The sequence below is a fragment of the Bacillus sp. S3 genome (genome assembly GCF_005154805.1).
Lineage (GTDB): Bacteria > Bacillota > Bacilli > Bacillales > Cytobacillaceae > Neobacillus.
Genome location: NZ_CP039727.1, coordinates 1,733,842 through 1,746,206, shown reverse-complemented (window position 1 = coordinate 1,746,206; position 12,365 = coordinate 1,733,842). Strand labels below are relative to the sequence as shown.

At 39.1% G+C, this 12,365-nt stretch carries 13 protein-coding genes; 3 read left to right on the top strand and 10 right to left on the bottom strand.

From position 1 onward, the window contains the following. Positions 1-30: 30 nt before the first annotated feature. The 3 genes from FAY30_RS08380 to FAY30_RS08370 all read right to left on the bottom strand — a co-directional run bounded on the left by FAY30_RS08380 (position 31) and on the right by FAY30_RS08370 (position 3,191). Positions 31-1,008: an alpha-ketoacid dehydrogenase subunit beta gene (locus FAY30_RS08380; protein WP_149869444.1), complete on the bottom strand. Its 978-nt coding sequence runs from the start codon at positions 1,006-1,008 to the stop codon at positions 31-33. Positions 1,009-1,011: 3 nt separating this feature from the next. Continuing rightward, complete coding sequence (pdhA, locus tag FAY30_RS08375; RefSeq protein ID WP_149869443.1) at positions 1,012-2,127, bottom strand: pyruvate dehydrogenase (acetyl-transferring) E1 component subunit alpha; 1,116 nt, start codon at positions 2,125-2,127, stop codon at positions 1,012-1,014. A gap of 398 nt (positions 2,128-2,525) precedes the next feature. Next, complete coding sequence (locus FAY30_RS08370; RefSeq protein WP_149869442.1) at positions 2,526-3,191, bottom strand: YkyA family protein; 666 nt, start codon at positions 3,189-3,191, stop codon at positions 2,526-2,528. 181 nt (positions 3,192-3,372) lie between these two features. Here FAY30_RS08370 and def point away from each other — a divergent pair, with 181 nt between their 5' ends. From def to rnjA, 3 genes are all read left to right on the top strand, one after another. Beyond that, complete coding sequence (gene def / locus FAY30_RS08365; protein WP_149869441.1) at positions 3,373-3,927, top strand: peptide deformylase; 555 nt, start codon at positions 3,373-3,375, stop codon at positions 3,925-3,927. Positions 3,928-4,386: 459 nt separating this feature from the next. Continuing rightward, the gene (locus tag FAY30_RS08360) at positions 4,387-4,599 is read left to right on the top strand and encodes a DNA-dependent RNA polymerase subunit epsilon (RefSeq protein ID WP_149869440.1); all 213 of its coding nucleotides are present in this window, start codon (positions 4,387-4,389) and stop codon (positions 4,597-4,599) included. 3 nt (positions 4,600-4,602) lie between these two features. Beyond that, positions 4,603-6,270 (top strand): ribonuclease J1, encoded by a 1,668-nt coding sequence (gene rnjA / locus FAY30_RS08355; protein ID WP_149869439.1) that lies wholly within the window; start codon positions 4,603-4,605, stop codon positions 6,268-6,270. A 42-nt stretch (positions 6,271-6,312) separates the two neighbouring features. Here the strand turns inward: rnjA and FAY30_RS08350 are convergent, their stop codons facing one another. The 7 genes from FAY30_RS08350 to FAY30_RS08320 all read right to left on the bottom strand — a co-directional run bounded on the left by FAY30_RS08350 (position 6,313) and on the right by FAY30_RS08320 (position 12,340). Further along, entirely contained in the window at positions 6,313-6,972 is a 660-nt protein-coding gene (locus tag FAY30_RS08350) for a potassium channel family protein (RefSeq protein WP_149869438.1), read from the bottom strand. Between the two features lie 88 nt (positions 6,973-7,060). Continuing rightward, positions 7,061-7,972, bottom strand: a complete 912-nt coding sequence (locus FAY30_RS08345) for a DUF4349 domain-containing protein (RefSeq protein ID WP_149869437.1) — start codon at positions 7,970-7,972, stop codon at positions 7,061-7,063. A 112-nt stretch (positions 7,973-8,084) separates the two neighbouring features. Beyond that, entirely contained in the window at positions 8,085-8,540 is a 456-nt protein-coding gene (locus FAY30_RS08340) for a TlpA disulfide reductase family protein (RefSeq protein ID WP_149869436.1), read from the bottom strand. A 242-nt stretch (positions 8,541-8,782) separates the two neighbouring features. Further along, on the bottom strand, positions 8,783-9,331 hold the full coding sequence (locus FAY30_RS08335) for a peroxiredoxin (RefSeq protein ID WP_149869435.1): 549 nt from the start codon (positions 9,329-9,331) through the stop codon (positions 8,783-8,785). 164 nt (positions 9,332-9,495) lie between these two features. Continuing rightward, positions 9,496-10,617, bottom strand: a complete 1,122-nt coding sequence (locus FAY30_RS08330; RefSeq protein WP_149869434.1) for an N-acetyldiaminopimelate deacetylase — start codon at positions 10,615-10,617, stop codon at positions 9,496-9,498. A gap of 52 nt (positions 10,618-10,669) precedes the next feature. Next, positions 10,670-11,380: a 2,3,4,5-tetrahydropyridine-2,6-dicarboxylate N-acetyltransferase gene (gene dapD / locus FAY30_RS08325; RefSeq protein WP_149869433.1), complete on the bottom strand. Its 711-nt coding sequence runs from the start codon at positions 11,378-11,380 to the stop codon at positions 10,670-10,672. Positions 11,381-11,452: 72 nt separating this feature from the next. Continuing rightward, on the bottom strand, positions 11,453-12,340 hold the full coding sequence (locus FAY30_RS08320) for a transcriptional regulator CcpC (protein WP_149869432.1): 888 nt from the start codon (positions 12,338-12,340) through the stop codon (positions 11,453-11,455). Positions 12,341-12,365: the final 25 nt, after the last annotated feature.

The following is a 12,365-nucleotide window of genomic DNA, read 5'->3' as shown; positions in this document are numbered from 1 at the left end:
TACCAACGCCAAAATAGTACTCTTCAACGTCTAGAACGTTAATACCTTCTTAGCTGTTTCAATAACGTCCTTATAGTTAGGAAGCCAAACGGATTCCGCTTGCGGGAAAGCAAATACAGTATCTGGAGCTGCAACACGCAATACAGGTGCTTCCAAGCTTAAAATAGCACGATCGTTTATTTCTGCCACAACGTTTGCAGCAATACCTGCTTGCTTTTGTGCCTCTTGAACAACAATGGCACGCCCGGTTTTTTCAACCGATGCAATAATGGTTTCAATATCGATTGGACTTACAGTACGCAAGTCAATTACTTCGGCAGAATACCCTTCTTTTTCCAGCTTTTCTGCTGCTTTTAATGACTCATGGACCATTGCACCATACGTAATGATGGAAACATCTTTCCCCTCACGTTTCACATCCGCTTTTCCTAACGGAATCGTGTATTCCTCTTCAGGAACTTCCTGGCGGAAAGAACGATATAGCTTCATATGCTCAAGGAAAATAACCGGATCATTGTCACGGATAGATGCAATAAGAAGACCTTTTGCATCATATGGTGTTGACGGAATAACCACTTTTACTCCAGGTGATTGTGCCATAAGACCTTCTAAGCTGTCAGCGTGCATATCAGGAGTATGTACGCCGCCTCCAAAAGGCGAACGGAATGTTACCGGAGCATTAAACTTGCCGCCAGTACGATAGCGGAGGCGTGCAGCCTGACCGGAAATTGAGTCCATTACTTCAAATATAAATCCGAAAAATTGAATTTCTGGAACAGGACGGAATCCCTGTAAACTCAGACCGACCGCTAAACCGCCGATACCTGATTCAGCAAGTGGTGTGTCAAATACACGATCTTCGCCAAATTCATTTTGCAGTCCTTCTGTCGCACGGAAAACACCACCGTTTACACCCACGTCTTCACCGAAAACTAAAACATTCGGATCATTACGCAATTCCGTACGTAATGCATCTGTAATTGCTTGGATCATTGTCATTTGAGCCATGGCTTACTTCGACTCCTTTTCTTTAAATATTTCATATTGTTCTTTTAAGTTATAAGGCATATCTTCGTGCATAATTGAAATCAAATCAGTTACCTTTTGTTTTGGTGCCGCATCTGCTAGCTTAATCGCTTCTTTAATATCTTCTTTGGCTTGTTCAATTACTTCGTTTTCCTTTTCTTCGCTCCAAAGCCCTTTGTTTTCAAGGAATTTGCGGAAACGAACAAGCGGATCTTTCTTTTCCCACTCATTGTCAAGGTCAGCTGTACGATAACGTGTTGGGTCATCACCGGCCATTGTGTGCGGGCCATAACGGTATGTTAATGTTTCGATAAGTGTTGGACCTTCACCATTAAGCGCACGTTCGCGGGCATCACGAGTTGCTGCATAAACAGCTAACGGATCCATACCGTCAACGACGATACCAGGAATACCAGCTGCAACTGCCTTTTGAGCAAGTGTCTTTGCTGCAGATTGTTTAGCAACAGGGGTTGAAATAGCAAAACGGTTGTTTTGAATAATAAAGATAGCCGGAGCTTTAAATGCACCCGCAAAGTTAATGCCTTCGTAGAAATCCCCTTGAGACGTTCCACCGTCACCTGTATAAGTAATAGCAACGGCTTTCGCACCACGTTTTTTCATTCCTAGTGCTACACCTGCTGTTTGAACGTATTGAGCACCGATAATGATTTGCGGAATAGCTATATTAACACCTTCAGGAATCTGTCCACCTTGAAAATGTCCTCTGGACCATAAAAACGCTTGCGATAAAGGCAATCCATGCCAAACAATCTGTGGAACATCACGATATCCCGGTAAAATAAAATCCTCTTTTTCAAGGGCAAACTGAGAAGCCAATTGAGAAGCTTCCTGTCCGGCAGTTGGTGCATAGAAACCAAGTCTTCCCTGACGGTTTAAAGAAATAGAGCGTTGATCAAGTATCCTTGTATAGACCATACGGCGCATTAATTCCTGTAATTGTTCATCTGTTAGGTCAGGCATTGCTGCTTCGTTAACAACCTCACCTTGTTCATTAAGAATTTGAAGCGTTTGAAATTGATCTTCTACAGTCTCGAGCGCTTTCTTCGCATCTAGCTGGGCGTTCTTAAGTTTAGAAGCCATTTTGGTCACCTCTTCCTTTCTATTCGGAGCTTAATATTTAAAATAAAATCCACTGTTAGATTACCCAAAAAACAGACAATAAAAGCATGATTCACAGAAACGATTTATATAAAACAAACAAAAACTTCTACTCACCCTAATTATATTCTGTATTACTCTTTTAGGTAACTCTATTGATACAACTTTTCAGCTCATATATGAGTTTACATCAACATTTTTTACGCGTCAAATACTAAGATTATAATTTTCCATCATAATCACATTAAAAACATTTTATTTTATAAAGCCATCTGTACCACCCTATCCTTTCAAACTGTTATATAAAATTAGCCAATTATTATTGTTGTTATAATATAGAAAAAATCGGCTGGTTCAGCCGATTCCAAAATTAGCAATGATTATTTACTCGATTTAAGCCCTGCCTTTTTATAAAATGAAAGTTTCTTATCATTGTATTGTTCCGTAAGCATATTAAACTTTTCATTAGCATCCGAAACCTGTTTATACTGTCCATTTAATTTATTTACCTGTGCCTCAAGATCTTCTAAAGGAAGGTTCTTATTTTTAAACATTTCATATAATTCTTTATCATATTTTAAGGCATCAGAATATTCTTTGTATAACCATTCATGTGCTTGATACCGCTGCATCATGATATCATAAAGTTCATTTGCTGTCTTTGTAAGCTCAGGGTCTTCAAATTCATCTTTAATTTTAGCTGCTTTCTTAAATTCCTTTTCTGATTCGTTTAAGCTTTCTGTTTCCTTTTCCATATGATTTTTTCTTTTTTCCGTTAAGAGAATTGCTTCATCAGAAAGTTTGACAATCTGGTCATATTCTTTCATGCCAAGATCGATAATTTGGTCATATAGTTCTTTTTCTTCTTTTTCCAACTTAACAAGCGGATCTTGTTGCTCCTCGAAAGTCTTTTCTTTAGCTACAACACCCTCTAAAATAACATACATCTTCTCAACAGAAGTCTTTTTTTCAGTACATCCTGATATAATGAATATGATGATAGCTAAAATAGAAAGTAAATATCTTCTTTTGCCTTTTAAAAACATATTGAAACCTCCTAACTGCTGCCAACTTTAACTATATCTGTCCAAGGTTTGTTTGACAATATACCAGGAAAAAAAGTATGCAAAAATCGGGATGTACAGACAATCAATGGTTAACATTTTATCTAATGTTTGATAGACTAGTGATTGCAAATATTTTAATTGAACACGGGAGTGAAGGTTCATGATCACGATGGACGATATTATTCGAGATGGACATCCTACCCTCAGAAAAGTGGCTGCAGAAGTTGCCATGCCGCCATCAGAGGAAGATAAACAAATCTTATCCAGCCTTTTAGAATATGTTATTAATAGTCAAAATAATGAAATCGCGTCAAAATATAGTTTACGTCCAGGAATTGGTTTAGCTGCCCCGCAAATAAATGTTTCAAAAAGGATGATTGCCGTTCATCTAACAGATGACAAAGGGAATCTTTATAGTCATGCATTATTTAACCCTAAAATTATCAGCCATTCTGTTGAAAAAGCCTATTTACAACAGGGCGAAGGCTGCCTTTCAGTTGATGAGGCCATTCCAGGCTTTGTACCGCGGTATGCAAGAGTTACCGTGAAGGGGGTAAATCTTGCAGGTGAAGAAGTGAAGCTTCGGCTTAAAGGGCTTGCCGCCATCTGTTTTCAACACGAGATTGACCATTTAAATGGAATCATGTTTTATGATTATATTGATTCCAATGAGCCATTTAAGCCGATTGAAGACGCAATCGGGATCGAAAGGTAAAAACACTGGCCTTTTTATTGGGTCAGTGTTTTTCTTTCATTAAAGACTGTCATTGTTATTCCATGTTTAACCATGAAAATATCAGCGATTTCATCATATAATAATAGTAAAAAAACATTTATTTTTTAAAAAATCTCAATTATCTCCCATTGCTTGCTTTACATTGGACAAGGTTCGTATAAAATAAGAAATAAGGAGATGATCCACTATGTTAAAGAAGCTAAGGAAGAAGCTTGTAAAACAGTGGAAAGATTTACTGAGAAAAAAAACGATTGCCTAATTTTTTTAAGGGCCCTTCAAACTTGCGAAGGGCTCCTTCGTTATTGTAAAGTGGGAAAACAAGCGGTTATTAAGATACTATTCATTATTATTCCAAGGGCTTCCAAAGAAAATAAATGAAAAAGATGAAAATATTATATATAATAGAAAAAGCTATGATTGAATAAGGAGCGAATTTATATGATATATAAAGTATATTATCAAGAAAGCATTACTCAAGTACCTGTTAGAGAAAACACAAAAACCCTTTATATTAAAGGTGAATCGGTAAGAGATGTTCGCGCAAAAATTGCCTCCCGCGGGTATAATGTTGAATTCGTACAGGAAGTAACAGGAGCATATTTAGAATATGAACAACAAAATGAAGACTATAATGTATTGGAGATTGGATAATTTATGAAATTTGTAAAAAATGATCAAACTGCTGTTTTTGCCCTTGGTGGATTAGGTGAAATTGGCAAAAATACGTATGCAGTTCAGTTCCAGGATGAAATTATTTTAATCGATGCCGGAATCAAATTCCCTGAGGATGAATTATTAGGTATTGATTATGTTATTCCTGATTACACCTATTTGGTAAAAAATGAAGAAAAGATTAAAGGTTTATTTGTCACTCATGGTCATGAAGACCACATTGGCGGTATCCCCTATTTACTGCGCGAAGTAAATATTCCCATCTATGGCGGCAAGCTGGCCCTTGGGTTAATCAAAAATAAATTAGAAGAGCATGGTTTGCTTAGAACTGCAAAATTAATTGAGATAAAAGAAGACGATGTGATTAAATTCCGCAAAACATCTGTTACTTTTTTCCGGACTACGCATAGTATTCCTGATTCTTATGGGATTGTCGTTAAGACACCTCAAGGTCAAATAGTTCATACAGGCGATTTTAAATTTGATTTTACCCCTGTAGGTGAACCAGCCAATTTGACTAAAATGGCTGAGATCGGAAAAGAAGGCGTATTATGCTTACTTTCAGATAGTACGAATAGTGAAATACCTGAGTTTACGATGTCTGAGCGCCGAGTTGGCGAAAGCATCCACGATATTTTCAGGAAAGTGGATGGACGGGTCATTTTTGCTACCTTTGCTTCAAATATCCACCGGTTGCAGCAAGTGGTAGAGGCCGCCGTCGTAAATGGCAGGAAAGTTGCCGTGTTTGGCCGGAGCATGGAAGCTGCAATCAATATTGGACTTGATTTAGGTTATATTAATGCCCCAAAAGAAACATTTATTGAAGCAAATCAAATTAACCGGTTACCGGCTGATAAAGTCACGATTTTATGTACAGGTAGTCAAGGTGAACCAATGGCCGCTCTATCACGAATTGCCAATGGCACACACAGGCAGATTCAAATTATTCCCGGTGATACTGTCGTGTTTTCATCTTCACCGATTCCCGGGAACACAATCAGTGTAAGCAGAACCATTAATATGCTGTACCGTGCAGGTGCAGAAGTAATATATGGGAAATTAAGCAACATCCATACTTCAGGACACGGCGGTCAGGAAGAACAAAAACTAATGCTCCGCTTAATTAAACCAAAATTCTTTATGCCCATTCATGGTGAATACAGGATGCAGAAAATGCATGCTAAACTTGCGGTTGATTGCGGTGTAGAAGAAGATAATTGTTTTATTATGGACAATGGAGAAGTATTAGCCCTCTCAGACCAAACAGCACAGGTGGCCGGCAAAATTCCGTCTGGTTCTGTCTATATTGATGGCAGCGGCGTTGGCGACATTGGAAATATTGTATTAAGGGACCGCAGAATTTTGTCTGAAGAAGGTTTAGTCGTCGTTGTTGTAAGTATTAATATGAAAGAGTTTAAAATTGCTTCCGGGCCAGACCTTATTTCTCGTGGTTTTGTTTATATGAGGGAATCCGGAGATTTAATCAATGATGCCCAAAATTTGATCACCAAACACTTGAATAAAGTAATGGAAAGAAAGACAAGCCAATGGTCTGAAATCAAGAATGAAATCACGGATACATTAGCACCATTCCTTTATGAAAAGACAAAGCGGAGACCTATGATCTTACCGATTATTATGGAAGTTTAAAAAAAACGGAAGCGCCACATTAGTTTGAGGCGCTTCCGTTTTTTATTCAAGGACTTTTCTTTCGAATCTGTCGATGTCGGTATCTGTACCAATTACGATTAAAACATCATTAACAAAAAGTGTTTCCTTCGCTTGTGGAGAAACGATGATTTCTTCCCCTCTTTTAATAGCTACAATATTAAGCCCATATTTTTTGCGGATATCCATATCTATTATTGTTCGCCCGCTTAACCGTTCATTTGCGACAATTTCAACAATGCTATGTTCATCGGAAAGTTCAAGATAGTCGACAACATTACTGGAAGCCATATTGTGGGCAATCCGTTTCCCCATATCCCTCTCAGGATGTACCACATGGTCTGCACCAATTTTGCGAAGGACCTTTTCATGGTAATCATTTTGCGCCTTTGCCGTAACACAAGCGACCCCTAGCTCTTTTAAAATAAGCGTAGTGAGGATGCTTGCCTGTATATCATCACCAATCGCAACGATCACATGATCGAAATTACGAATCCCTAAACTCTTCAATACATTCTCATCCGTTGTATCACCAACCACGGCATGGGAAGCAATCATAGCAAATTCATTAACACGTTCTTCATCCGCATCAATCCCCAGTACTTCCATTCCTTCATCGGTTAAAGTGCGGCAAATACTGCCGCCAAACCGGCCAAGTCCAATTACCGCAAAACTCTTCTTCATAAATTACTCCCCCGATAATAACAATGATTTGATATGTTGTATATTTTAGCACTCTTCATCCTTTTTTAATAGAGAGATTTATCTCTGTTTACCCCTGCCGATTTCTTTTTCTTTTTTTATAGGAAAAGAGAATGAGAAACACAATTATAAATATTATTGCCAGCACAGGTATATTTCCAATAATAAATACTACTAATCCTGACAGGCCCGCCAATAACATATTGGTGCTTTTCATAAACTGTTTTTTCGTTTTCTCCCAAGTATTTAGTTGATCATTATCAATGGCAGGAACAATTACCTTATTTTCGTAAAGGGTAATGGTCACAGTTGAAAACGAGGTTTGGTTTTCTAAAAACTTCATTTTCCCTTGAATCGTCTCAATTTCTTCCTGAACGGCTGCCAGGTCTGCTGAAATTTTAAGTAAATCCTCTGTTTTTGCTGCCCCCTGCATAAATGTCAGCAATCTTTCCTCAACGGCCTTTTTTGATTTTAATCTGGATTCAAGGTCGACATACTGCTCCGTTACATCCTGCCCGCTAATATTCCTCTGCAGGACCTCAGCCGCTTGCCCTTCAGCATCGTGTAAAAAGTCTTGAAAGTGCTTTTGGGGAATCCTTATTCTTAGACTGCCGCTCACCTGCTCTTTACCTTCTCTCGCCACTGTGGATTCGGCTATATAGCCGCCATATTTCTCTGCTTTTTCCTCCAAGCTTCGAACAGTTTGCTCAAATTTTTTTACCCGCAGCTGAAGGTCTGCCTGATAGATAACCATCTTGTTGGTAACTTCAATAGTTGCCGCTCCTGCTGTTTGATTTTCCTTTGCTTTATCGTTATTGAATAAAGCTGCCTGCTCCCCGCTGCCGGCCTGTGATGTATCCATTTCTGTTTTACTTTCCCTATTCATTTTTGCACTATCACTCTTATTGCCTGCACTACAGCCAGCTAATCCTAATAATACAGCCATTATTAAAATTGGACATGCCCTGATTAACTTTTTCAATGACTACACCCCTTTTTCTCTATCGTAATTACTAATACCGACGATAAATAGGAGGCAAGGTTACACAAAAAAAGCTGTCCGTTATGAAAACGAACAACTTTTTCTTTTCTTTTTATTCCGTTTTTTCTAACTCATCCAGTACACGGTTGACACGTTTCTCAAGCATCTTCATTCCGCTTCCTCCCGCTTGGAAGTGACGGAGCTTGCCTTCACGATCGAAAACATAATAGGCAGGGACATATTGATTCTCCAGTGCTTCTGTTAATTTATGCTCACTGTCTACAAAGATTGGCTGAGTGATCCCGTGTTCTGCGGCAACTTTCTTAATTTCTTCCAGATTCAAATCATCCTCCGAACGCGGCATATGGACCGCAACGACGTTTAGCTTCTCTTTAAAATCATCACGGAATTGATTTACCTGCGGCATCGCTTCTTTACACAAATGACAGCTAATAGACCAAAAATGAATCAATGTAGGTTTTTCACCGATAAGATCATCTTTGGTTACTTGGCCGTTTAACCATTCGACAGCCCCAGTTAACTCCGGCATTGGTTCACGTAATTTCATTTGTCTTGCCCCCTTTTTAAAATAGACCTAACACTGTATAAGGTTAGGTCTATCAATTGATTAGAATTTATACCTTTGGACTTTGAGAATTGTCCAGCTCCAGCACCCAGCGGCTAGTGTACTAGCCCTCTCCTCCCTACGATAAGTCAACATCGGACCGCTAACGCTCTCCGTGTTTCCTTTATCTCAGTCGGAGCAGTCTAGTCCATACGCCGCTAAACGGGCGCTTCCGCTTTTCTTATTTATACGTTTAACGTAGCTTGTCCAGGCTTCCAGTTCGCCGGGCAAAGGCCACCAGTTTGCAATGCTTGAAGCACACGCAGGGTTTCATCAACGTCACGGCCGATATTGTTGTGATTTACAACAGAATACATTAATTCTCCTTCTGGGCTGATGATAAATAAACCGCGTAGAGCGATACCTTCTTCTTCAATTAATACTCCGTAGTCCCGTGCAACAACATGGTTTGTATCTGCTGCAAGTGGATAGTTTAAATCACCAAGGCCGTTTTCTTTACGGTCTGTTTTAATCCATGCTAGATGTGTATGGATTGTGTCAGTTGATGCTCCAATAACAACTGCATCTAGATCATCAAACTCTTCAAAACGATCTGACATTGCAGTGATTTCAGTTGGACATACAAATGTAAAATCCATTGGATAGAAGAACAATACCGTCCATTTATCATTTTTCATGTTTTCTTCAAGACTGACTTTTTTAAATTCTTTGTTTGGCATTACAGCGTCCATTTCAAAGCGTGGAGCTTGTTTGCCTACCATACGTTCTGGCATGTTAATCCCTCCAAATAAATTAATGAAACAAGTTTTTGCTGCATTCCCATTTCAGTTTTACCTATAATCCATGAGAATAAACGACAATTTCTAACAGTATTCCATTAAATTTTAACATGATTAACCAGTAGAACAAAATAAAATGACTTTAAAAAGTAAAGTCTTTACCTATTCCCTTTATACGTTAGATAGCTTGTCATGAGCCTTACAGCAACATCAATCGCAGCTTCATTTGGGTTTAATTTAGCATGATGCAGCCCAAACGGGGAATCAACCCCAAGCCAGAACATGAACCCAGGTATTTCTTTTAGCATATAACCAAAATCCTCGCCCGTCATCGCTTCTGTACATTCGATAACTGTTATATCTGGTTTCTGCTGCAAAAAGTGAATAAATTCTCTTGTGATCGATTCCGTGTTATAAACCTGATGGTACATTGAACCATAGTCAATAACGGCTTCACATTCAAAGCCCGTTTCAATTCCTTTTACTACCGCTTCAATACGATGCTTAACCTTTTTCATCGATTCTGGTGATAAGGTACGAATCGTTCCTTCAAGCCTAGCTGTTTCGGCAATAATATTTTGTACCGTTCCACCAGTTATTTTGCCAATAGTAATGACGGCACTATCCAATGGGTTTACATTCCTTGATACAATGGTTTGCAACTGATTGACGAGCGTACATGCTGCGATTACCATATCATTTGTTTGGTGTGGGTATGCAGCATGTCCCCCCTTCCCCCTAAGATCGATAAACAATTCTGACGTATTCGCAAATAATAATCCTTCTTTTAAGGCGATGGTTCCAACAGGATACTCCGGTGCTATATGGAGCGCAAAAATCATATCGGGCATCCATTCCCGCATTTCCTCCGAAGCCAGCATGGGCTCCGCTCCACCTGGCCCTTCCTCAGCAGGTTGAAAAACAAACAAGAGGTCATCACTTATGGGATTTTCGACAAAATGTGTCAGGACCCCAAGGGCAATTGTCATATGAAAATCATGACCACAGGCATGCATATTGGTCCCATGGGATGAAGAAAAGGATAAACCGGTTTCTTCACTAATAGGGAGACCATCAATATCTGTTCGATATCCAATTATTTTATCGGGGTTGAGCCCATGAACTTTTACAAATAAGCCTGTCCGCCATTCTTTTATTGAAACTCGCTCCTCTGGCAATGACTGTATGTATGACAATAAATAGGCCTGCGTTTTATATTCTTGAAAACCGAGTTCCGGAATTTGATGCAGATCTCTACGGATTTTGATTAAGGAATCCATATTATCTCTCCTTTATAAAAAGGCGTGGAATGAATCCCACGCCTGCATATTTCTACAGTTGACGAAGCTCTTGCATGATTTCTGTTTTTGATTTCGTTTTTTCGTCAATGTCTTTAATTTTTCTTGCTGGCATCCCTGCCACTACTGTGTATGGAGCTACATCTTGAGTGACAACCGCTCCGGCAGCAACGACAGAACCTGTACCCACTGTTACACCTTCAAGAACAACAGCATTGGCACCAATTAAAACATCATCTTCGATAATAACAGGCTTCGCAGATGGCGGCTCAATGACACCTGCTAAAACAGTCCCGGCTCCAATATGACAGTTCTTACCAACAGTAGCTCTGCCGCCGAGGACAGCTCCCATATCAATCATCGATTTTTCGCCAATAACCGCTCCGATATTGATAACAGCCCCCATCATAATAACGGCATTATCACCAATTTCAACCTGGTCTCGGATTGTAACACCAGGCTCAATACGAGCATTAATATATTTTGTATCTAACAATGGAATAGCTGAATTGCGGCGGTCAGTTTCCACCACAAAATCTTCAATTTTCGACTTATTTTCTTCTATCACAGCATTAATTTCAGCCCATTCTCCAAAAACAACACCAGTACTGCCATTGATAAAAGCTTTTGTTTCGCTTCCAAATTCAATTCCTTCTAATTCACCTTTCAAATAAACCTTAACAGGTGTTGCTTTTTTACTATTTTGAATAAAAGCGATAATTTCATTCGCATCCATCATTTTCATTATGCTTACCCCCTATAAATATGTACTGAAAATACTTTATCAAACAAAAGTGATGAAAACAAGAAAAACAAACTAATCTTCAGAAGATTCAGCGATGTGCTCCTTGATTAACTCGACGAATGCGGAAACTTGCTTTAATTGGAAGGATGACTCATACCCTAACAGCCATGTATCACGTTTTAAGGGCTCGTTATTCTCATTTACAAGCGGTATTTTGAAAATATCGTTTTCAGCCTTTCTCAATGTAATTGCCGGCAAAATGGCATAGCCAATTCCATTAAAAGCCATTTGCTTACATGTTTCAATTTGGTCTACTACAACTGTCCTCTTTGGAGACGTTTTAAAGTTTCGCATCCACCAATCTTGAATCTCCTGATAATAATTTGAATCACTTTTAAATTGAATAAACGGACGGTCAGTTGCGATTACTTGTTCAGGCCGGGTAATTTCCCGATCAACCAAATAAAGCGGATCGTTAAAGAGATGGACCTTTATCCCTTTCCAATCCGGAGTTCCACGGATAATCCCTATATGTACCTGATCTTCATATAAGCATTTAAGAATTTCGCTGCTCCATCCTGTAATTAATGAAATCTTGGCTTGCGGATACCTATCAATAAATTTTTTCAATACTTGCGGAAGCCAATTTTGTCCCACAATAGATGCTACAGCAATTTTTAATGTTCCGGAAATTCCTGCTTGGAGAGAATAGATCGTTTCGCGGACCTTTTCTTGTTTATTCAGGACATCATTGACGAAATCGATGACATGCTCCCCGGCCGGGGTAAGTGCAAGCCCTTTTTGTGAACGAATAAACAGTTTTGTTCCCCACTCTTTTTCGATTGTTTGCAGCCGCTGGGAAAGAGCTGGCTGCGAAACAAACAATCTTTCCGATGCTTTACGCATATTCATTTCCTGTGCCAAAACAGATAATAATTGGAATTCTGATAATGAGGACAAGAAAATCCCTCCTTATAAAGCCTGG